The sequence below is a fragment of the Gaetbulibacter sp. NE genome, from assembly GCF_025548475.1.
Lineage (GTDB): Bacteria > Bacteroidota > Bacteroidia > Flavobacteriales > Flavobacteriaceae > Gaetbulibacter_B > Gaetbulibacter_B jejuensis.
On sequence record NZ_JAOQHY010000001.1, the window covers coordinates 420,941 to 444,321 of the forward strand.

At 33.3% G+C, this 23,381-nt stretch carries 22 protein-coding genes and 1 tRNA gene; 3 read left to right on the plus strand and 20 right to left on the minus strand.

Features of this window, described 5'->3' with window-relative positions:
* Position 1 precedes the first annotated feature (1 nt).
* From OD803_RS02010 to OD803_RS02030, 5 genes are read right to left on the minus strand one after another with little or no spacing between them, the layout of a single operon-like run.
* Entirely contained in the window at positions 2–193 is a 192-nt protein-coding gene (locus tag OD803_RS02010) for a hypothetical protein (RefSeq protein WP_129759347.1), read from the minus strand.
* A 35-nt stretch (positions 194–228) separates the two neighbouring features.
* The gene (gene lptC / locus OD803_RS02015; protein WP_134198586.1) at positions 229–795 is read right to left on the minus strand and encodes an LPS export ABC transporter periplasmic protein LptC; all 567 of its coding nucleotides are present in this window, start codon (positions 793–795) and stop codon (positions 229–231) included.
* Complete coding sequence (locus OD803_RS02020; RefSeq protein ID WP_262732172.1) at positions 795–2,177, minus strand: tetratricopeptide repeat protein; 1,383 nt, start codon at positions 2,175–2,177, stop codon at positions 795–797. Before OD803_RS02020 ends, lptC begins: the two co-directional genes overlap by 1 nt.
* A gap of 18 nt (positions 2,178–2,195) precedes the next feature.
* Entirely contained in the window at positions 2,196–3,470 is a 1,275-nt protein-coding gene (locus OD803_RS02025) for a hypothetical protein (RefSeq protein ID WP_262732173.1), read from the minus strand.
* Positions 3,470–4,198, minus strand: a complete 729-nt coding sequence (locus OD803_RS02030; protein WP_262732174.1) for a type III pantothenate kinase — start codon at positions 4,196–4,198, stop codon at positions 3,470–3,472. Before OD803_RS02030 ends, OD803_RS02025 begins: the two co-directional genes overlap by 1 nt.
* A gap of 101 nt (positions 4,199–4,299) precedes the next feature.
* On the opposite strand from OD803_RS02030, the gene OD803_RS02035 reads away from it, so the two are divergent.
* Positions 4,300–4,375, plus strand: a tRNA-Phe gene (locus OD803_RS02035).
* A 204-nt stretch (positions 4,376–4,579) separates the two neighbouring features.
* On the opposite strand, the gene OD803_RS02040 is transcribed toward OD803_RS02035, so the two are convergent.
* The 8 genes from OD803_RS02040 to OD803_RS02075 form a co-directional block, all read right to left on the minus strand.
* Positions 4,580–5,191, minus strand: coding sequence for a class I SAM-dependent methyltransferase (locus OD803_RS02040; RefSeq protein ID WP_262732175.1), 612 nt, complete (start codon positions 5,189–5,191; stop codon positions 4,580–4,582).
* Between the two features lie 2 nt (positions 5,192–5,193).
* On the minus strand, positions 5,194–5,634 hold the full coding sequence (locus OD803_RS02045; RefSeq protein ID WP_262732176.1) for a heavy-metal-associated domain-containing protein: 441 nt from the start codon (positions 5,632–5,634) through the stop codon (positions 5,194–5,196).
* 31 nt (positions 5,635–5,665) lie between these two features.
* Positions 5,666–7,438 (minus strand): efflux RND transporter periplasmic adaptor subunit, encoded by a 1,773-nt coding sequence (locus OD803_RS02050; protein ID WP_262732177.1) that lies wholly within the window; start codon positions 7,436–7,438, stop codon positions 5,666–5,668.
* Entirely contained in the window at positions 7,425–7,904 is a 480-nt protein-coding gene (locus OD803_RS02055; RefSeq protein WP_332006926.1) for a DUF305 domain-containing protein, read from the minus strand. Before OD803_RS02055 ends, OD803_RS02050 begins: the two co-directional genes overlap by 14 nt.
* An 18-nt stretch (positions 7,905–7,922) precedes the next feature.
* Positions 7,923–10,424, minus strand: coding sequence for a heavy metal translocating P-type ATPase (locus OD803_RS02060; RefSeq protein ID WP_262732178.1), 2,502 nt, complete (start codon positions 10,422–10,424; stop codon positions 7,923–7,925).
* Positions 10,425–10,426: 2 nt separating this feature from the next.
* Entirely contained in the window at positions 10,427–11,650 is a 1,224-nt protein-coding gene (locus OD803_RS02065) for a TolC family protein (protein ID WP_262732179.1), read from the minus strand.
* The gene (locus tag OD803_RS02070; protein ID WP_262732180.1) at positions 11,647–15,387 is read right to left on the minus strand and encodes an efflux RND transporter permease subunit; all 3,741 of its coding nucleotides are present in this window, start codon (positions 15,385–15,387) and stop codon (positions 11,647–11,649) included. Before OD803_RS02070 ends, OD803_RS02065 begins: the two co-directional genes overlap by 4 nt.
* A gap of 108 nt (positions 15,388–15,495) precedes the next feature.
* Complete coding sequence (locus tag OD803_RS02075; RefSeq protein WP_262732181.1) at positions 15,496–15,909, minus strand: HYC_CC_PP family protein; 414 nt, start codon at positions 15,907–15,909, stop codon at positions 15,496–15,498.
* A gap of 175 nt (positions 15,910–16,084) precedes the next feature.
* On the opposite strand from OD803_RS02075, the gene OD803_RS02080 reads away from it, so the two are divergent.
* Positions 16,085–16,270 carry a hypothetical protein gene (locus OD803_RS02080; protein ID WP_262732523.1) on the plus strand — a complete coding sequence of 62 codons (186 nt, stop codon included), beginning with the start codon at positions 16,085–16,087 and terminating at the stop codon, positions 16,268–16,270.
* 149 nt (positions 16,271–16,419) lie between these two features.
* Here OD803_RS02080 and OD803_RS02085 read toward each other — a convergent pair whose 3' ends face one another.
* Complete coding sequence (locus tag OD803_RS02085) at positions 16,420–17,022, minus strand: peroxiredoxin-like family protein (protein ID WP_262732182.1); 603 nt, start codon at positions 17,020–17,022, stop codon at positions 16,420–16,422.
* 192 nt (positions 17,023–17,214) lie between these two features.
* Here OD803_RS02085 and OD803_RS02090 point away from each other — a divergent pair, with 192 nt between their 5' ends.
* Positions 17,215–18,027 carry a purine-nucleoside phosphorylase gene (locus OD803_RS02090; protein ID WP_262732183.1) on the plus strand — a complete coding sequence of 271 codons (813 nt, stop codon included), beginning with the start codon at positions 17,215–17,217 and terminating at the stop codon, positions 18,025–18,027.
* 2 nt (positions 18,028–18,029) lie between these two features.
* Here OD803_RS02090 and OD803_RS02095 read toward each other — a convergent pair whose 3' ends face one another.
* The 6 genes from OD803_RS02095 to OD803_RS02120 form a co-directional block, all read right to left on the minus strand.
* A complete protein-coding gene (locus OD803_RS02095) occupies positions 18,030–18,809 on the minus strand; it encodes an RMD1 family protein (RefSeq protein WP_129759354.1) in 780 nt (259 codons plus the stop codon).
* On the minus strand, positions 18,809–19,222 hold the full coding sequence (locus tag OD803_RS02100; protein ID WP_262732184.1) for a VOC family protein: 414 nt from the start codon (positions 19,220–19,222) through the stop codon (positions 18,809–18,811). The genes OD803_RS02095 and OD803_RS02100 overlap by 1 nt, the downstream gene beginning before the upstream one ends.
* A 197-nt stretch (positions 19,223–19,419) precedes the next feature.
* Positions 19,420–19,740, minus strand: coding sequence for a hypothetical protein (locus OD803_RS02105; protein ID WP_129759356.1), 321 nt, complete (start codon positions 19,738–19,740; stop codon positions 19,420–19,422).
* 2 nt (positions 19,741–19,742) lie between these two features.
* Positions 19,743–20,717 (minus strand): deoxyhypusine synthase family protein, encoded by a 975-nt coding sequence (locus OD803_RS02110; RefSeq protein WP_129759357.1) that lies wholly within the window; start codon positions 20,715–20,717, stop codon positions 19,743–19,745.
* A complete protein-coding gene (gene speB / locus OD803_RS02115; RefSeq protein WP_129759358.1) occupies positions 20,707–21,648 on the minus strand; it encodes an agmatinase in 942 nt (313 codons plus the stop codon). The genes OD803_RS02110 and speB overlap by 11 nt, the downstream gene beginning before the upstream one ends.
* Entirely contained in the window at positions 21,638–23,038 is a 1,401-nt protein-coding gene (locus tag OD803_RS02120) for an arginine decarboxylase (RefSeq protein ID WP_262732185.1), read from the minus strand. The genes speB and OD803_RS02120 overlap by 11 nt, the downstream gene beginning before the upstream one ends.
* Positions 23,039–23,381: the final 343 nt, after the last annotated feature.

Genomic DNA, 23,381 nt, shown 5'->3' on the forward strand with positions numbered 1-23,381 from the left:
ATTATTTTTGATTTCGGTCTTCAATTTTTTTTCTGAATCGTTTTCTGAAGAAAAACATAAATACTGCAAGTGCTGCTAAAAACAAAAGCATGTAAGAACGGTTTCGATCAACGTTCCATTGGGTAATAGCATCATAAGTAAAAACAATTGCTACAAATGCATATACATATTGAAAAAAGCTAAGAATTTTCATTTTTTATAAAAGTTAGTTGGAACAAAGATAACTAATTATTCATCCAAATAAACAATACCACTCATCTCAGTAACTTCAAAATTTTTAAAGTTAGAGTCAGAGTCAAAACCTTTTCCGTGGCTTATCTCAGAGCCAGAACGCAAGGTTACGGGTTTGTTTGTAAATAACCATTCTCTTTTTTGGTCGTAGTAAAGTTGTTCGGCAAATAGCGTATCTCTACTGTGAGTAGAAATTACTACGTTACCTTGAAGATCTATAAGATCGGTTTCGCTATAAAAAATAGCATAGTCAGAAACAATAACGCTTTTGTTATTTTCCTCGTCAAAAACGGTAAGATGTATGCCTTGAGGAAATTCAGAAAACGCAAAACTCCTGTTGGAGTAATCAAACATTTTAGGACTTTTTAAGTTTGCCTTTAGTTTACCTGAATCTTCAAGTTTTTCGGTGTATTTTAAATCGATATGTTCTGCTTCTCCAATAGGCTCGTTTTGCAGAATACCAACTTTTTGAACTTCTTTAAAATTGTTTTTACATGAAAAAAACATAGTCACAGCAATTACTGTGACTATGTTTTTTATACTATGTAAAATATGTGCTTTCATTAAAGACTTGGTACGGTTACACTACCTCCTGTCCAACAGTTAAACTTAATAACTTCACCTGAACAACTACAAGAAAAAATCTCGCTTCTAGAAGGTGCTTTTGCCATATAACTCTCGTAAGTTTGGTTTGCAGCCGACTTAAGGTTAGCATCAACTTTACCAGCTTTAAGTGCTTCTTGTGCAGCATACCAGAACATTGCTCTTTTGTTAAAGTTTGTATCACCACAGTTGTTTGCACTAGCAGCATACATAGCAGCAATAGACAAGTGTGGTCTTCCGTTTGATGGGTTTAACTTTAAAGATTCTCTATAGTAACCTCTAGCTTCTCCATATCTTCCTTTTTTCTTTAAGATAGAACCAATTTTTTCAGCAAGTTTACCTTTTTTGTAAGTATCTGTTTGAAGGTCGAAAGCTTGTTTTAAATAATCCATAGCTTCGTTATCCTTACCTTGGTTAAATAATATTGTAGCCACAAAGTATTTAGTATCTGCAGATGGATCAGTAGCATCATACGCTTTTACTAGCTCAATGTACAATGGATCATCAGTACATTCTTTGTTATACATTCTGTTTACAGCACGCTTTAACCAAACTGCATCGTTTTTATACGTTTCGAAATCTTTCTTATATAAAGGAATTAGGTTTTCACAGTTAGCTAACTGACCTAAATATGTATCAATACTACCAGAAATCTTATCGTAAGCTTCTAATGAGTCTTCATAGTACTTTTTATACTTTTCTTCTTTTGAAGATAATTTTTGACCAGACTCTTCTTTAGTAACTAACTTATTTAACTTCTCAGTAAAGTTTCCTACTTCTTTTTCAATTTTATCAGAGATATCATCGTACTTATTAAATACATCTTGAATTGGCGCTTGTCCAGCTTTGTACATATCAACTATAGAAGTAAAGTATACGTATAAACCTTTTGCACTTGTGAAATTCTCTAAATCTTGCTTGTAAGCTTTATCAAATGCATCAAACAATTGTTTATCTGTAACACCAAGAGCCTCTCTGTTGTCATACATTAACAAACCTTTATCTGATAATACTTCTCCTAAGTCATATTTACTTGGGAAATATTCTAGGGCTTTATCCCATAACAACATTAAATCATCAATATAGGCTTTTTGTTCGGCTCCAGTAGAGTTATCAATTTTATGCTTTAATATTTTTTCTCCGTAAGCATAGATAGCTCTATTAAACTTTGGACATTTATTTCTAACTTTCATCCATGGCTCATAAGCCTCATCATACTTTTTACTCTTGTAGTAATCTGTAAAGATTGTTAAGTTGGTCATGCACTCTTCATCTTGCTGAGCAAAACCAAGGTTAACACTCATAAACAAGGCAACTAGTATTAAAGTAATTTTAGTCTTCATCGTTTTATTATTTTACCGTTAGTTATATTTAATTTTTTGGAACCATCTATCGTTTAAAGACAAACTTAGTTGGAAATTAATGAAATTCTCTTGTATTAAATTTGCGTTAGTTGTTCCACGCTTACCAAACTCTAATCCAAGGTTTGCATTAGAAAACATACCTCCAACTGGTAATCCAACTCCAAAAGACATGCCAAACTCTCTAATATCCTCATTATTTATTTTTAAACCTGTGTGTTCAAAGCGCATACCTGCTCTATAAGTAGCTCTTTTCCAATATCCTGAAAAAGAATCGTAATTAGGAATATAAAACCCTCCTAATGAAAACGAAGAAGCATTTACAAAATTGGTATTATCTATAGAAAAAATTGGGTTTGAAAATTCGCTTGTGTTTTGAGACGAATATTCAGCTCCTAAAAACCATTTTCTTGGTTGACCTATACCTACTCCAAAAGAAAAGCTTGAAGGCAACGTTAAATCGGTTTGATCTAAGCCTTCAGCAGCTAAATCGGATTCAATAGTGTTTGTACCTGCTGTAAAGGTTCTTGAGTTGTTTGAGCCAATTTTACTTTTAGGCGAATAGGTTAACCCAGAAATAAGCTCAAGCTTGTTACTTACCATTGTTTTGTATGATACACCAATGTTAAAGTTTAGCCCACTTAAATCAGATCTATTAGCTTCAATAGTTGCATATTGAATTAACACTCCATCGTCATCGTATCTATACTCTGCTACATTGTTTTGAATATTCCCAAAATTATAATTAGCATCGACACCTACACTAAGCTCTTCAGTAATTTGATAACCTATTGCCAAAAATGCTTTATTGAGACCTCCTTCTCCTGTATATCTATTGTTTATATTTCCGTCGTCGTTATTAGATTCAAGTTTATAACCTACTGATGTGTATGGCAATAACCCCATTCCTAATCCAAATTTTCCCATTGGTACTGAAAGTGCAAAATAATCGAAAGTTGTAGTACTTGTATTATCGCTTTGCGATTCACTCTTTAAATTAGTGCTTGAGTAGCTTCCTCCTACTGTAAATTTAACTGGTCTGCTTTCTTCGTTCCAAATTTTTAGATTATTACCAGCGTATCCTGCTGGGTTTCTTAAGTTAATATGGATACTATCAGTATAAATGCTCAATCCACCCATACTTCTATTCTCAACTGTACCTTTAAATTTTAAACTTCCTATTCCGTAAAATGAATATGGCGAAGCTGTACCTTCTTGAGCATGTGACTGTAATGCAAAAAAAGTTATTAAAACTACTACAAGTCTTTTTATCATTAGTTTGAATTAAATTCTAAAATAAAGTTTAAACCTTCTAAAAGAAAATTAGAGTTGGCAAATATGCTATTTTTTAATTGTTTTGACAAGAAATTAGCGTCTCCGCCTGTTAAAATAACTGTTAAATGTGGGTATTTTTCTTCATATTGGTCTATAACACCATCAATTTCTTTTAAAATTCCATTTACAACTCCAGAGTGTATTGAACTGTCTGTAGCAGTTCCAATAAAGTCTTTTGGAAGTTCAGTATCTAATAACGGAAGATTTGCAGTTAAATTATTTAATGCTTTATATCGCATTCTAATTCCTGGTGAAATAGCACCTCCAAGGTATTCATTTTCAATATTAATAAAATCATAAGTTATACAAGTACCTGCATCAATAATTAAAGCATTATTATCAGGAAACTGCTTTACAGAAGCACTTACTAAAGCAATTCTATCTACACCAAGTGTTTTAGGAGTATCATACAAATTTTTAAACGGAAGTTTAGTATTAGAGTCCAAAACAAGAACATCTAGCTTTTTTTGGATTGCTTTTAGATGAGATGTATTGAGTTTTCCTACTGAAGAAACAATACATCTATTAATTTTTTCGTGTTTTTTTAAAATTATTTTAAACTCTTTTTCAAAGTCCTCTAATTTAAAAAACACTTTATCTATTAACTCATATGACTGAAATACAGCGAATTTCACATAAGAATTACCAACATCTACTATTAAATTCATGATATTAATTAAAGCTGTAAATTTACAAAAGCAATTTTTATATCTTTTCTTTTTGTGTTTAATAAAAATGAATTTATATTTGCATCCGCAATTAAGCAACTGGTGCCTTAGCTCAGTTGGTAGAGCAAAGGACTGAAAATCCTTGTGTCCCTGGTTCGATTCCTGGAGGCACCACCAGCAAAACCTCATAAACTCAATGTTTATGAGGTTTTTGTTTTTTTAAGGGACAACATTAGGGACAATTATTTCTATATTACTACTTTCATTACTTTATAATATAAGTTTAACCAAAAAAAGAAATTCGCTAAAAAGACTTTTTCTATTTAACAACCATTAATAATTATTGAAACCAAAAAAAATTGATAATTGTATTAAATCACCCTACTTTTTCTTGAACCAACAAAACGTGAAATTCTGATTTGTATCAAAAGGCGTTGTATGTGACTTATTAATACATTTTTGTTTAGAAAATGAAACATTAAACAAATCTTCCAAAGATTTTTCAGAATATTGTTTTATTTCTAAACCACTACACTTTTTGGGTCCATTTTCTGAAAATGTACCTATTACTAAATTTCCATTTTTCTCGATATTCTGTTGTACCAGTTGTTGATACTTTTTGATTTGAGATTCATCAATTAAAAAATGAAATGACGCTCTATCGTGCCAAAAATGATATTTTTCAGTTGGAACAAAATCTAAAACATCCGATACAATCCAAGTAACATCATCTGCCTGATTTTTTAGTCTTTTTTTAGCTCGTTGAATTGCTGCTTCCGAAATATCTAACACTGTAATATTTGTGTAGCCTAATTTTAACAAATAATCTACCAAAAAACTATCACCACCTCCAATATCAATTATCTTATCTGATTTAGACAGATTTGCTATTTCAATAAATGATAATGAGGTTTCTGGTATTGGTTCAAACCAACTTACCTCATTTAGAGATTTTGTTTTAAAGACATTTTCCCAGTGTTCTTTTCTGTTCATTATTAATGGTCGTGATTTGAATGGTCATCACTTTTCATTTCTCCAGATTGATTCATCATCATTTCGTGATCGTATTGGCAACAACCAGGTAAATTTTTATAGGCTTCTTCATTTCCTGCAACTTTTTCAGTATCATATCCTGAAGCTGCGATTGCATTATGAATTGCCATTGCATCTGTTTTAGAACTATCGAAAGATATATCTATTTTCTTTTTGTCTTTATCCCAGTTAGCAGCGGTAACACCTTCAACACTATTGGCTGCTTTTTCAATGGTGTTTTTACACATACCACAATTACCTCTTACGCCAAAAGATAAATCTGTCATTGCAATTTCTTTTGACACTTCAGTTGTTGTAGTTTCTTCAACTTTTTTAGTTTCGTTTTTACAACTTGTTAATCCCATAGCTACTATTACAGCTACACTTAAAATTACTTTCTTCATTTTTAAAAATTTAATTATTATCTGTGTTTATTTATTCTATTGTTTGTTTAACCTCGCCACATTTAAGCATTGCATCACCAAAATATGGATTCAAGATTTGTTCTTCTTTACTTAACCAATAGGCTCCGTTATTGTTATCTGCCATAGGGCAAAATTCTACATATACCTTTTCATTTACACCAAATATTTGAACCGCTTTTATTAAATGTGAAGACAAGTGTTTAAAGTGATTTCTTTGGGTTTTAATGTCTTGTGAACCGGCTATTGAAGTTGTAGAAGATTTTATCTCATCTATTAATGACATCCAATGATTGTGTGCTTCATCTTTAAGCAATTTCATATCTGTCTTACTTAAATTTGATAGTAAAGAAGTTGCATTTTGTGAACTACCTTTTGAGTCTTCTTTTACTAAAGCATCTTTTAAATTGATATAATCATTGTATACTTTTTTTAATTGCTCTTGAAATTTCTCTGACACTTTTAAGCGTTCATTCATATGAGTATGGTCGCTTTCATTTTTTGAATCATTATCCATACCTAAATGACCTTCGTGACCTGACATAGTTTTACCACCTTGCTTGTTCATCATTGATTTTTTGCCTTGTAGTTGTGCAGCAGCATCTACAGTAAATGTTCCGTTGGTAACAATTTCATTTCCTGTAAATAATCCCTCTAATACCTCATAATTATCACCGATTTTATTACCTAAAGCCACTTCTTTCAATTCAAAAACAGGTTCATTTGGATTGGTTTTTAAATATACAACAGAACGTTCGCCAGTCCAAAGTACTGCAGAAGACGGAATCATTATTACTTCATTTGCATTGGTTTTAGTGCTTTCAATTTCTGCAGTTACAAACATTCCTGGTTTAAAAATGGCTTCTTTATTATTTAAAACCACACGTAAATCTACAGTACGAGTTTTGGTATTTAAAATTGGATCTATAAAATCTACTTTTCCTTTAAATTGTTTATTAGGATAGGCATTGGTGATTATATTAACTTCTTGCCCTTTTTTGAATAGTTCAATTTGATTTTCATAAACATCAAAATTTGCCCAAACCGTATTGAGGTTAGCAATTTTTAACAAAGACTGACCTTGCTTAATGTAATCGCCTTGTTCTACCAATTTTTCGGTAACAGTACCAGAAACCGTAGCATACACAGGGAAATTTTCAATGACTTTACCAGATGATTCAATTTGGTTGATTTGAGTTTCGGACAATTTCCAAAGCTTTAATTTATTACGTACCGCTTTATATAGAGCAGGTTGCGATGCTTTTAATGAAGCTGCTGTAATCAATTCTTGTTGTGCTGCATATAATTCGGGTGAATAAATAGTTGCCAATAATTGTCCTTTACGAACTTCTTCGCCAGTAAAACTAATGTTTAAGCGTTCAATTCTCCCTGAAAAATAACTCACTTGTACTGCATTTGCTTCTTCGTTTTCGGCTATTTTTCCTGATAATTTTATGATTCCATTTTCGACTGAACCATTACCAACAACGATAGTTTGAATGTTTGCTAAAGCCATCGCATTAGCTGTTAATTTAAACTGGTCTGCTGTTAAACCATCTGCACCAGCTTCAGCAGGAATTAAATCCATTCCGCAAATTGGACAATCGCCTGGTTCTGGTTGCATAATTTGTGGGTGCATAGAGCAAGTCCACATTTGATTAGTTTGCGCAACTTCATTGTGATTATGGTCTGCTTCTTCTTTTGATGAACCGCCAAATAGCAACCAACCTAATAATAAACCAACTGCTAATATTCCTAAATAGACTAGTATTTTATTTGTTTTCATTTTCTATTCGATTTATCATTGTTTTCATTTCTGCAATTTCTTTTTCTTGTGCTTTTATAATGTCATTAGCTAACTTTTGAACTTCTGCATCTTTAAAGTTAGCATTAGAACTTGTCAGTATAGCTGATGAATGATGTGGTATCATTGCTTTCATCCATTGAATATCACTAATTGGTGTTTGTGTTCTTAATCCATAGAGACATCCTATAAAAACAATAATTGAAACACCAATAATAGTAAAGTTGACTTTAGTATTTTCGTACATTTTCCACATAAACAAAAGCATTGAAATAGCCATTGGCGCAACCATCAGCAACGCCATATAGGTTCTTGTGGTGCTTAATAGAATATGGTCTAATTCAAACACATTTAAAAACATAATGCCATACATCATAATGAATGACACCAATAACATTAGTCCAAATTTTTTATAGTTTGACTTTTTCATTTTGTTGTGATTTTCCATAATATTTTAATTTTATAATTATATAGCTACTCTTCTTAAACGTAACGCATTTGTTATAACTGACACCGAACTAAAACTCATTGCCAAAGCTGCAATCATTGGTGATAGTAATATTCCAAAAAATGGAAATAGTACACCTGCTGCAATAGGCACTCCTAAAGTATTATAAACTAATGCGAAGAATAGATTTTGTTTAATATTCTTCATTACTGCACTGCTTAAATGACGAGCTTTTACAATGCCGTGTAAATCGCCTTTTACCAATGTAATCATAGCACTTTCAATAGCGACATCTGTTCCTGTTCCCATTGCAATACCTACATCACTTTTTGCCAATGCAGGTGCATCATTAATGCCATCACCTGCCATAGCAACCACTTTACCGTTGTTTTGAAGTTTCTCAACTTCTTGTAATTTGTCTTCGGGTAACATACTCGCTTTAAAATCTGCTAGATTTAATTCAGAAGCTACTGCTTGAGCTGTATCGTGATTATCTCCTGTAAGCATTATCACATCAACCCCTTTGCTTTGCAATTCTTGTATAGCTTTTGCACTGGTCTCTTTTATTTTATCTCCTATAACTACATAACCCACCACTTTTTTATCTATGGCTAAATAAGACACTGTTTTCCCTTGCTTTTGATAGGTTTTAGCTTCGTCTTTCATTTTAGAAGTAATATCTGCTTTGGCATATTCCATCATTTTAGGATTTCCTAATGCTACTTTTTTATCGTTTATTATTGCTTCAACACCTTTTCCTGTGATAGCACTAAAGTTTTGAGATTTTATTATTTCAGCATTATGTTCTTTACCATATTTGACGGTTGCTTCTGCTAATGGATGCTCACTGTTGGTATTTAATGAAGCAATATATTGTAGTAGCTCTTTTTGGTTTAAAGTATCGCTAAATGTCCCTACTGTTTCTACTGTTGGTTTGCCTTCGGTAATCGTACTAGTTTTATCTACTATTAAAGTATCAACCTTATCCATTTTTTCAAGAGCTTCAGCATTTTTTATCAAAACACCATTTTGAGCACCTTTGCCCACGCCAACCATTACAGACATTGGTGTTGCTAAACCTAAAGCACAAGGACACGCAATGATTAGTACTGCAATTGCATTGACTAATGCATAAACATAAGCAGGTTCTGGACCCCAAATTGCCCAAATAATAAATGTGATTATCGATATAATAACTACAACTGGTACAAAATACCCTGATACTTTATCAGCTAAATTTTGGATAGGTGCGCGACTTCTACTGGCATCATTAACCATATGAATGATTTGTGAGAGTAACGTATCACTTCCTACTTTTTCCGCTTTCATTAAGAATGATTGATTCCCGTTAATTGTTCCGCTACTTACTTTATCATCTTGAGATTTGTTTACAGGAATAGGTTCTCCAGTAATCATAGATTCGTCAATAGTTGTTTCGCCTTCTGTTATCACACCATCAACAGGGATTTTATCGCCTGGTTTTACTTTTAGAATATCATTTAATTCTATCTTATCTATACTGACTTCAACTTCTTCACCATCAACTATTTTTATAGCTTTATTAGGTGCTAATTTCAGTAATTCTTTTACTGCGGAATTGGTTTTACTGTGAGCACGAGCTTCCAATAATTGACCTAAAAGCACTAATGTCAGAATAACTGTTGCAGCTTCAAAATACACGTGAACTGCTCCAGATTCAGTTTTAAACTGTGCTGGAAAAACATCAGGTATAAGCATCCCAACTACACTAAATAGCCAAGCAACACCAGCACCAATCCCAATGAGTGTAAACATATTGAGGTTCCACGTTTTAATACTTTTGTAAGCACGTTCAAAAAACATCCAAGTAGCATAGAATACCACTGGAATGGATAAAGCAAACTGAACCCAATTCCAATATTTTTGTTCCATTATATCGTATAACGGATTGTTGTGTAGCATTTCGCTCATAGCTATTAAGAAAACAGGCAGTGTAAATGCTGTTGCTATCCAAAACTTTTTTAATAATTTTTTATAGGTCTTTTCTTCAGCAGAAAGGTCTGGTTTCATTGGTACTAAATCCATACCGCAAATAGGACAAGAACCTGCTTCGTCTTTTACAATTTCTGGATGCATCGGGCACGTCCATTGCTCTACATTTGATGTTGATAGACTTTGCTCTTCTACCAAATCCATACCGCAAACCGGACAATCGCCTGGTTTATCGTAGGTTTTATCACCTTCGCAATGCATAGGACAATAAAATGTACCTGTGCCTTTTGCTTTTGGTTGATTTTCCTTTTTATCTTCTAAATGGTGATGATGTTCACCTTGTTTATGAATACTGTATCTCCCACCATCATTTTTTAAGGCTTCTTGAAATGTTTCTATAGGAATATGCGATTCCATTTCGATTGTAGCTTCTGCCTTTTCTAAATTGACTGTTGCTTTTGAAACACCTTCCACTTTAGAAAGTGTTTCCTCTACGTGACTGCGACAACCGTTGCAAGTCATTCCGTGTATGTGATACGTGTGTTTCATTGTTAATTGGTTAGATAGTTAATAATTGAACTTTGCACATAGAAATTTTTAACCGATTCAATTTGATTGATTTGAAACTTTAATTGTAATTCCTGAATATCCAAAATATCGTTAAAATTAATCGTACCAGTTTCGTAGCTTTTGATGAGTATTTGTTCTGCATCTCTAGCTTGTTTCAGGTTTTTTGTTGCTGTTTTATGACTTATTCTTGCTGAAATACGCTCGTTTAAAGCTTTATCTAAAACCGTTTTTAAACTGTTTAAACGCTCTTGTTTTTGATAGTAGATTTCTTGTTGTTCTAGTTTGTTTTGTTTGGAAATAGATTTGTATTTGTTATTGAAAATGGGAATGGACACCGAAACCATAGGCATTACAATATCTTTACCGTTATCCGAGAAATTCATACCTGGTCTTTCTTCTACATTGATATAATCTAACCCGAAACCAATCATTGGACTGCTTTCTTTTTGGTTTAAAAATTCTGATTTTTCTACAGACTGATAGAGTTTATCAAACTTTACTAATTCAGGATGCACCGATAGATTTTCAGTATTGATTTCAAAATCTTCGATAGGAATTGTCAAGCTATCTATAACTGAAACCTCAATTGCATTATCTCTATTCAAGAGATTATTAAAATTAGTTTGTTCCGCTAAAAACTGTTGTTGCAACACATCTTTTAATTGCTGTAAATCGTTTTGTCGCATTTGTAATCGCAACACATCTACAGCCGATGCTTTACCAACCTCAACAGATGTGAGCGCCAGTGTTTCATAGGTTTTTAATAGTTGGATGTTTTGACCTAGTACATCTTGTTTAGCTTTATTGGCGTATAAATTATAATAAGATTGTGATACCGAAGCCATCAATTTTCGTTTGGCAATAACAATATCTTCGTATTTAGCATCTGCCAATGCGGTAACATAATCTTCACGAGAGGTAATTGTACCAAACCAAGGTAACATTTGTTTTGCTGATACTTTAAACCTTTGAGCGCCTGTACGTGTTTCTGGTTCACTAACAAAGTAACCGACGCCAAATTCAGTATTAGGAATCGTAATGACTTCATTTACTTTTTCTGAAACTCTTTTGTATTGCAACTCGAATTTTTGAATTTCGGGATTGTTTTCCAACGCTTCATTAATTAATGTTTCTAATTGTTGTGCATTTCCTTTGAGACAAAAGAGAATAGAAAAAAGAAAAAAGACTGTTTTTATATATTTCATTTTGATGCTCTTTTAAGTTGAACTTCAGCTTTCCAGCTATATAAAACGGGTACTACAAATAGGGTTATTAAAGCGATTAACATTCCGCCGAAACTCGGTATTGCCATAGGAATCATAATATCACTACCTCGTCCTGTTGATGTGAGTACGGGCAAGAGTGCTAAAATGGTTGTTGCTGTAGTCATTAAACACGGTCTAATACGTTTTTCACCTGCTTCTACAATAGATGCTCTAATTTCCTTTTTAGTTTCTGGTGAATTTCTATCGAATGTTTGTGTTAAGTAGGTTGCCATTACAACACCATCATCGGTTGCAATACCGAAAAGTGCAATAAACCCAACCCAAACAGCTACACTTAAATTAATAGTGTGCATTTGGAATAAATCACGCAGGTTTTCACCAAAGACACTGAAGTTTAAAAACCACGATTGACCGTACAGCCATATCATTAAAAAGCCACCTGCAAATGCTACTGCAATCCCTGTAAAAACCATTAATGACGTACCCACCGAACGGAATTGGAAGTACAGAATTAAAAAGATGATAGCCAATGCTAATGGTACAACTACCGATAAGGTTTTTTCGGCACGTAATTGGTTTTCGTAAGTTCCTGTAAATTGATAGTTAATGCCTTTTGGGACTATTAATTCACCTGCATCAATCTTGCTTTGAATCATTGCCTGTGCATTTTCAACTACATTGACTTCTGCATAACCATCTAGTTTATCAAACAACACATAACCCACTAAAAAGGTATCTTCACTTTTAATCACTTGTGGACCTTGCTCGTAACGAATGGTTGCCAATTCGTTTAAAGGTACAGGACTGCCTTTTTCAACAGGCACGTAAATTTGCTGTAAATCAGTTGGATTAGATCTTAACTCTCTTGGGTAGCGCACACGAACGCCATAACGCTCACGACCTTCAACGGTTTGGGTTAATGACATACCACCAACAGCTACTTTTAATACGTTTTGCACCTCTTCAATACTTACACCATAACGTGCAATTTTTTCTCTGTCAATATCAATAAGTAAATACGGTTTACCTACAATACGGTCTGCAAAAACAGCTTCATCCTTTACACCATCAGCTTCTTTTAAAATGGTTTCTAATTGCATACCAAAAGCTTCAATTTCTTTTAAATCTTGACCTTTAATTTTGATTCCCATTGGTGCACGCATACCTGTTTGTAGCATTACCAATCGGGTTTCAATAGGTTGTAGTTTTGGTGCTGATGTGACACCTGGTAATTTGGTGACTTTTACGATTTCGTTCCAAATGTCGTCTGGTGATTGTATTTCTGGTCGCCAGTTTCGGTAAAACTCGCCATCATCGTCTGGGATTAATTGAGACCTTTCTATATTTAATAAAGTTGATTTGATAATCGCTTTGTTCTCGACTGCGCTCGAACTGACAGCTATATTTTCATTGTGAATTAAACGACCATCTTTTAATTCATATAAACCATCTTCATTGACTTTGAAACGCTGACGTTCTCCTTTATCATTCAGCATATATTCGGGTTTGTATTGAATGATGTTTTCATACATTGATAATGGCGCAGGATCTAAAGCCGATTCTGTTCTACCTGCCTTACCTACAACGGTTTTAATTTCAGGAATACTGGCGACTGCCATATCCAATTGCTGTAAAACCCGTTTATTTTCTTCTAGACCCGAATGTGGCATTGAGGTAGGCATTAACAGAAAAGAACCCTCGTTTAATGATGGCATAAACTCTTTACCTGTATTTTTCATTATGAAAAACCCTGCAATGACAATTGCTGTAGGTATGGAAAGAAATAATAATTTATTGTCTAAACACCATCTTAAAATACGTGTGTAGTATTTAATGAATAATCCAAATACACCTAATAATCCAAAGCAAATAATAGCTACAAAAATGAGGTTTAAGAAGATGCTTTCATTTACGCCTAACGGTCTCCAATATTCTGCTAATAAGAACACGATTGCCGAAGCCGAAATGATAATGTTGGCAAAGTTTCCCTGTTTATCTGAAATCTTGTTTTGAAGATTCAATAAAGCTGTCACACCAAAAGCGATGAGTATGATACCTAACCAATACCCGAAAATTATTGCTGCTATTCCTAATACTATTAAAACACCGTTTAAAGCATATTTAAAATGTTTTTGAATGCTCTTTTTTCGGAACAAAAAGGCTGCAAACGGTGGTATTAGAAATAAGGCTACAATTATGGACGCTGTTAAAGCAAAGGTTTTAGTAAATGCTAATGGTCTAAATAGTTTTCCTTCAGCACCAATCATTGTAAATACAGGAATAAAACTGATAATGGTTGTCATTACTGCGGTTACGATTGCACCAGATACTTCTGCTGTTGCGTTGTAAACGACTGTGTTTATTGGTAATTTGTTTTCGTTTTCATCTAAATGTCTGATGATGTTTTCTGAAAGTATGACACCAACATCTACCATCGTTCCAATAGCAATCGCAATACCTGAAAGTGCCACAATATTGGCATCGACACCAAAGAGCTTCATTGCTATAAATACCATTAACACCGCAACAGGTAATAGCCCTGAAATCAATACGAAAGCACGAAGATTAAATACCATTATGATAATGACCAAAATGGTAATGAGTATTTCTAAAGTTAGGGCTTCGTTTAATGTGCCTAATGTTTCTTGAATCAATTCTGTACGGTCGTAAAATGGTACTATAGTTACTTGTGATGTTCTGCCATCTGCCAACGTTTTTGTAGGTAGTCCTGCGCTTAATTCGCTTATTTTGGCTTTTACATTATTAATCACTTCCATTGGGTTAGCACCATAACGTGCTACTACAACACCACCAGCCACTTCTGCTCCTTCTTTGTCTAAAATACCACGTCTTGTTGCAGGACCTAAAGACACTTTTGCCACATCTTTAATTTTGATAGCTGTGTAATCTTCGGAAGCTACAACTGCATTTTCGATGTCTGCTATGGATTTCACATAACCCAGACCACGTACCAGATATTCGGCTTGATTGATTTCTAAAGTTTGTGCTCCAATATCTCGGTTACTTTCTTTAACTGCTTTTACAATGTGATGTAAACCTATATTGTATTGTCGCATTAGTTCTGGGTTTACATCTACCTGATATTCTTGCACATACCCACCAATAGATGCTACTTCAGATACACCACTTGCAGAGGATAGTGCATATTTTACATAGTAATCTTGAATGCTTCGTAATTCGTGTAAATCCCATCCGCCAGTAACGTTTCCGTTTTCGTCACGACCTTCAAGAGTGTACCAAAATATTTGACCTAATCCTGTAGCATCTGGACCCAATGCAGGATTAACACCTTCAGGCAATAAACCACTTGGTAATGAATTGAGTTTTTCGAGAATACGACTTCTACTCCAGTAAAACTCTATATCTTCTTCGAAAATGATATAGATACTTGAAAAGCCAAACATAGACGAGCTGCGTATGGTTTTTACTCCAGGAATACCGAGTAGGGAAGTGGTTAAGGGATAGGTGATTTGGTCTTCAATATCTTGTGGTGAACGACCATCCCATTTGGTGAACACAATTTGTTGATTTTCCCCTATATCTGGTATGGCATCTACAGCTACAGGATTACTTGGTAAAAAACCTGTATCCCAATTAAATGGTACATTAACAGTTCCCCAACCTATGAAAAGGACGAGTAGTAGTACTGCAACGAGTTTATTTTCTATAAGAAATTTGATTGCTTTATTAAGCATAATTTTTGATTATTAAACAGTTAGACATTGGTGTTGAGAAAACACCGAATACAACAAATTATCCACATAGCATAAAGCCATAGGATAAAACAGTCTAATGTTTAAAAATCAAATTAAATAAGTCTCGTCAATCTTGTAGATACGCCTTATGACGAGTGGTGGTTTGTATTCTTCATAAGAAGATACATTGCTATCTAATCCTTCAAAAAGGTTGATATAAGTATATACGAAAGATGTAATGAATACTTGTTGTTCAAAAGAAATTTTATCAATGGTAAGTTGTAACTCATCTTGACCTTCAATAGCTAGTTGCTTGTCGTCACAACAATTTTTCTTTGTGATTGAACAGCTTTCAGTTGAAGGTTTTTCCATTTCCATACCACAACCTTTAGCTTTATGGAAAATAGCAGTTTCTACCAAAGTATCACCACAATAATGCATATTCATAGTAAAAGACATTGTAGAGAATAACACTACAAAAGCCATTAACAAAGACATTATTTTATGGGAAAACTGTTTCATTGTATTTGCGAAGTTACGAAATTTAAATAACAACCGTTTTGTTTAACAAAAATTTTAAAATCTTAAAACATACAACTCCAATTGCTTACAGAAATTCTATCTGGAGGCACCACCACTAAAAACCCGAACAAATGTTCGGGTTTTTTGGTTTTATTCAAGCATACACAGTCTATACATTTTATACTCTAAATCCTTAAACAGATACTATGTAGGTGAATCTGAAAATGCAACATTAAGGCTAGAACTACATAACAACCACCATTTTAAAAACAGTTTTACTAATGTAGCTTCTGATTGGAAATCATACTCAATTACAAATGCAATTCAAAAGATGATGCTTTATACCTTGAAAGATTCATAAAAAGAATGAAAAGCAAGAAATTCATCGAAAAAATCATTACCAATCCTGAAAAGCTTAAAGATATTCTCAATAAAAGATAATTATGCCTTAACTAAAAAACCCTGACACAAGTGTCAGGGTTTTTCGGTTTTAAAGGGTATGAAACCTAATTACATATCAGCTTTTAAAGCTTTTAGAGAAGCTACCAGCAACTCCTTACTTAATCTTGTTTTATAATTAGGGTTGATGTATTCAAATAAAATATCACCAGATGTATTTAAGATCATAACCGTTGGAACTGGTAAAATCTCAGTTGCTTCCATCTTTGTTTTCTTTTCAATATACGACACTGCCATTCCTGGAGTTTTAAAACCAATTCCTGTTGCTTGAATAAGTTTTGCTTCAGGGTCTGCATAAAGGCTATAACCTACTTTGTTAGTTTCTCCTGTTGGTACTAAATTTTTGTAGTTATCAGGACTTACTGCTACTATTTGGTAACCCAATTCTAAGATTTCTGATTCAGATTCAGCTAAAGAAGCTAATTGTGTGTTACAGTAAGGACACCATCCTCCACGATAAAACACCAAAACAGTTGGTTTTTCTTTAATGATTTTTTTCAGAGCAATTTCTTCACCATTCTTATCAATTAAGTTAGCATTTGGGATTGTTTCCCCTACCAATAAAGGACTTACGTCTTCTGCTTTTTCTGGCACTTGTGCACTAAGGCTAAATGTTGTTAATACAGTTAACAAAACTAAAAGTGTGTTTTTCATTTGTTTTTTTATTTATGTGTTTTACAATGGTGAAATAAAATACCCTAATCCCATTTTGGTTGATTAGCAACCTAATTGTTATGAATATTTCATTATCATTAAGTTTTGCATCTTGGTCTAACGCAATTAATAATCCTTACAATTTTTAAATACATTTCACTTATTTTTGTGTTAACGATTTAAAAACCAATTATGATAAACTATATAAACGAAACCGTTGACTACTTAAAAGATAAAGGATTTATTAATCCTGAAATAGGAATTATACTAGGTACTGGCTTAGGTATGCTTTTAGATGAAATTACTATTCTTAAAGAAGTAAGCTATAATCACATTCCTAATTTTCCAACAGTAACAGTTGAGTTTCATAAAGGCAAATTAATTTTTGGTGAGCTTGAAGGCAAAAAAGTGATTGTTATGCAAGGTCGTTTTCACTTATACGAAGGCTACACCTTACAAGACGTAACTTATCCAGTTCGTGTTATGAAAAAATTAGGCATCACCACTTTACTAGTTTCTAATGCTTCTGGCGCTATTAATCTCAATTTCAAAAAAGGTGAATTAATGCTTATTGACGATCATATTAACCTTCAAGGTAGCTCTCCTTTAGCCTTTAAAGGCGTGTCGCTTTTAGGCGAACGATTCGCTGATATGAGTGCACCTTATGACGCAACCATAAACAATACTTTTAAATCTATAGCTAAAACCAACAACATTACGTTACACGAAGGTGTTTATGCTAGCGTTGTTGGTCCTCAATTAGAAACAAGAGCTGAATACAGAATGCTAAAAATTATTGGTGCTGATGCAGTAGGTATGAGTACTGTACCAGAAGTAATAGTTGCTAATCACCTCAACCTTAAAGTTGCAGCAATTTCTGTACTGACTGACGAATGCGATCCAGACAATTTAGAAGCTGTAGCCATTGATGATATTATAGCAACTGCTGCAATAGCTGAACCAAATATGATTACGCTTTTTAAAGGGTTAATACAATCGCTTTAGATTTAAAAAAACAGTTTTGCAATAAACATATCAACCACCTCAACAAGAATAAGGATAATAATAATCCATTCTAGTTTGCTGCTTTCTTTGTGGTCCATTATATCTTTAAAAAGCTCTAGATTTTCTTTGATAATCTCTATCCTATCATGGATTAATCTATATCTGTCTTTTAAGTCGAAAGATTGCTTTAAATCGTGATTTAATTTGTTTAACTGTTCGTTTTCTAAAGTTATTTCTGGTGAATCGAAAATATACAGATTTTCTGAAATTTTATTTTTTATGTTAAGTACTTTACCAATAAAGCGCTTTAGCTTGTTTCCAGAAATATCCAACTTCCCTTTATTTTCAAGATAAAGAGTATGTTGATTGGTTTCAATTAAAAGTTCTTCGGTAATTTCAGAATAGTTATCCAACGCTACAGACTGTGATGCATTCAACATCACCAATCGCACCATTTCCTCATCAATTTCAGGCAAAATGACTTTTTCAAACTCCACTTTTAATGTATTGGGTTGAATTGAGATTTGCACATCTTCAGAAATTTTGTCGGAAAAGAAGTCTTTACAAAACGGTTTTATTTCATCTAATGCTGCATTAATTTCGTTGGTAGTCATATTAAAAAAACTCACCATTCCATATTGAAAAATATAGATGAATTTTTCTTTTGAATAGCTATAAAAAAGCTCATCACTATCAGAAAAAAGCAACTCCCATTTAAAGTTATTTTTTCCTTCTCTAACTTGTATTAAGCTAGACACTTGGTAAGCAAAAACGGTATACATTAATATTTAAAAATCTCGCTTGGGTTAGTAAACGATTTAAACTCTACAGTATAATCGTTTGGGTCTTTTAAAAAGAACGAATGATGTTCTCCTACTTTGTCAATTAAAAAATCGACTTCCGATTGAACAGGAACATTTCTAAACTTTAAGGTGTTTAAAAGCGTTTTCCATTTTTGCTGTTCTAAAATAATTCCGAAATGAAAGGATGGTAAAATTTCACCTCCAAAAGAATAGCTTTGACAATCAAAATTAAAAGGACCACTTTTAGTAAATGTAATTTGATTATTGTACAAATTAATATCAACCCAGTTTTGTGCTGATCGTCCTACCTGAGCACCAAGACTATCAACATAGAAAGCCTTTGTCTCACTGATACTTAAGCATGGTAATGCTAAATGAAAATGTGCCGACATAACATTATATTTTACATAAATTTAGTTTATTTTTCAATACGCTCAACTAAGTTTGAAGAAAATGAATTAAGCCTTTTAAAAGATAATTTTGGTGAAGAATTTAAGAAGTCGCCAAAATATGGCGACTTCATTTTTAAGTATATGCTATTTTTCAGACTAGATCTGTTCTAAAAAAACATCAAAACTGTAGTGTGTGACTAATCCTCGTCAGAGTCAGCCTCTTGGTCCATTTCTGGTTCTTGTACTGCTTCTGGATCATCATCGTCATAATCTTCATAATCATCTTCATCATAATTTTCCATCGTTACAGCTAATTTAGTACTTACTTTTACTAAATACTTAGTGTCTTCAGTACTTACTTCTACAGCTTCAACAATTTCGTTATTAGCATTTTTGAAAGATATAACGTGGTCATCATCATAACCATCAGGATATTTTTCAACTAACAATGCTAAAATTTCTGGTGTTAATTTTTTAAAATCAACAATTACGCGCTTAAGATTGTCTTTTTTGTTCATAATTACATATCTAGTAGGTAAGCAAATATAAGTGGTGCAACAATAGTAGCATCACTTTCTATGATAAATTTTGGTGTGTTAATATCTAATTTTCCCCAAGTGATTTTTTCATTTGGGACAGCTCCTGAGTACGACCCATAACTTGTTGTTGAATCGCTTATTTGACAAAAATAACTCCAGAAAGGTGTATCAGTACGTTCCATATCTTGGTATAGCATTGGCACTACACATATAGGGAAATCGCCAGCAATACCTCCTCCTATTTGGAAGAAACCAATTCCTTTTTCAGAATTATCAGTGTACCAATCGGCTAAAAACGTCATGTACTCAATACCTGATTTCATAGTACTTGCTTTAAGCTCTCCTTTTAATACGTAACTCGCAAAAATGTTACCCATAGTACTGTCTTCCCAACCAGGAACAACTATTGGTAAATTCTTTTCTGCTGCTGCATACATCCAAGAGTCTTTTAAGTCTATCTCGTAGTATTCTTCAAGTACACCACTCAATAACATCTTGTACATAAATTCATGCGGAAAATAACGCTCTCCAGCTTCTTCGGCATCTTTCCAAATTTTAAAAATGTGCTCTTGCAATCTTCTAAAAGCTTCCTCTTCAGGAATACATGTATCAGTTACTCGGTTTAAACCTCGCTCTAACAAATCCCACTCTTGTTGTGGTGTTAAATCGCGATAGTTTGGAACACGCTCGTAATGCGAGTGCGCAACCAAGTTCATGATGTCTTCTTCTAGATTGGCTCCTGTACAAGAAATAATATGCACTTTATCCTGACGAATCATTTCAGCAAAAATCTTCCCAAGCTCTGCTGTACTCATAGCTCCCGCTAGAGACACCAGCATTTTTGCTCCTGAGTTTAATTGGTCTTCGTAAGCTTTTGCCGCATCAACTAATGCTGCAGCATTAAAGTGTAAATAATACTTTTCAATAAACTGTGATATGTGTCCTTTAGTTGTCATCCTCGTCATTAAATTTAGAAAATTTATTTATTCCTGAGCTGTTATCGCTAAAATTATTGTCATAATCATCATCTACATCTTCATTTAAGAATTTATAGGTTAACATTTTATAATACAGCTTTGCAGCTAAAAAGTCTGATGATTTATCAATTTTATTTGGGCACAACTCAACGATATCAAAACCTACTACGTTTCTCTCAGCAAATACTTGCTTTAAGAACTCTAGTGTTTCGTACCAGAATAATCCTCCTGGTTCTGGTGTTCCTGTACTTGGCATAATTGAAGGATCAAACGCATCTAAATCAAACGTGATAAATACGTTATCGGTCATTTGATCTATTGCAGAATCCATCCAGTTGTCATCTTCAGCCATTTCGTGAGCAAAATAGGTTTTGTCCTCATCCATAACTGTTTTTTCCATAACATCCATTGAGCGAATACCTACTTGAATTAAATTAGTAGTTTGACTTGCTTCATAAACTGCACATGCGTGGTTACATTTTGAACCTTCATACTCTTTTCGCAAATCAGCATGCGCATCAATTTGCAATACTGTTAAGTTATCAAAACACTCGTTAAACGCACGAATACTTCCTATTGAAATAGAATGCTCTCCACCAAAAAGGGTTACAAACTTATTGCGTTTAATATACTTTTTAGTCATTTCATGTACAGCATCAACTACAGCTTCTGGTGATGCGCTTTCAGTAATTGCATCTGCTAAAAACACACCTTGCTTGTAAACCTCAGTATCGGTTTCAATGTCATAAAGCTCCATATTTTCAGAAGCGTCTAAAAAGGCATCAGGACCTTTGTCGGCACCTTTTTGCCAAGTACTTGTGCCATCGTAAGGCACAGGAATTAAAACAATTTTTGAACTGTCTAATTTGGAATATTCTTCTGAAATTCCAGCATACGTTTTATTGCTCATGGTAACCTAAAATTTTAAGTAAGTCTTCACTTTTTTGTTGTTCACTAAATAATTCTGTTGTGATGTTTCCATCGTTGTCTTTATCAATTAAAATATGTTTTGGCGACGGAATCAAGCAGTGTTGCAAACCTCCAAATCCACCAATAGTTTCTTGATATGCTCCTGTGTTAAAGAAGCCAATATACAAGGGTTTTTCTTTGTTATATTTTGGTAAGTAAATAGCATTCATATGCTGTTCACTATTGTAATAATCGTCACTATCACAAGTTAATCCTCCTAACAACACACGCTCATAACTATCGTTCCAACGGTTTACTGGAAGCATAATAAAGCGCTTGTTTATTGCCCAAGTATCAGGCAACGTTGTGATAAATGATGAGTTAATCATATTCCACTTTTCACGGTCGTTTTGTTGCTTTTGGTACAACACCTCATAGATTGCTCCTCCACTTTCTCCTACAGTAAAGCTACCAAATTCGGTAAAAATGTGTGGCACCTCAACATCAGCTTCATCACAAGCAATTTTAATTTGGTTGATGATTTCATCTACCATATACTCATAATCAAACTCAAATGCCAACGAATTTTTAATTGGAAATCCGCCTCCAATGTTTAAGCTATCCAAGGTTGGACATATCTTTTTTAAGCTAATGTAAACTTTTAAACATTTTAAAAGCTCGTTCCAGTAATACGCATTATCACGAATTCCTGTATTAATAAAAAAGTGAAGCATTTTTAATTCTACTTTTTTATTATCCTGAATTTGACTTTTATAAAATGGCACAATGTTTTTATAACCTATCCCTAATCTTGAGGTATAAAACTCAAACTTAGGCTCTTCTTCTGACGCAATACGGATTCCTACTTTGAACTTGCCTTTAATTTCTTCTGAAAGTAAATCTAGCTCTTCATAGTTATCAATAATTGGAATACAGTTTTTATGACCATCGTTAATTAGTCTAGCAATATTGGTGACGTATTGAGAACGCTTAAACCCATTACTAATCACATAGGTTTTATCTGTAATTTTTCCAGCTTTCTTTAAGCTTTCAACGATATCAATATCAAAAGCCGAAGAGGTTTCGATATGAATATCATTTTTTAAAGCTTCGTTAAGCACATGCTTAAAGTGAGAGCTTTTTGTACAGTAACAATAGTTATATGTTGCTGGATAATTATGTTTTTTTATCGCATTATCAAACCATTTTTTTGCACGATTGATGTTATTTGATATTTGCGGTAAATAGGTAAATTTTAAAGGAGCTCCATAAGTTTCGATTAATTGTTTTAAATCGATATCATGGAATTGTAAATGGTTATTTTCAAGTTTAAACTCCTCTTGAGGAAAATAAAAAGATTGATTGATTAAATCAATGTATTTAGTATTCATGTTTTTGTTTTGTTTTTACTCTTTTGAGACAAGTTAATCAATAATGCCATATAAAATAGCAAAATCAATTGGTTACATTATGTTTTAAAATTTAAAAATGTGAATTATTCTGGAATTCGACATTAAGATAACAACAAATTAATGTATATCAAACTTGTATTTGAGGATGGGTTGTAGGAATGAAGCCATACAAATGTTGGCTCATAACTATGTAGTAAGCGGAAGTTAGCTCTAAAATTCGGTTACTTAATCTATAAGCAGTTTTTGAATATGACTTCCTGATGTTCAAAAACCCGAACGTAAAAACAGATTTCAATTTGTTCAGCTAAATGCACTGCAAATG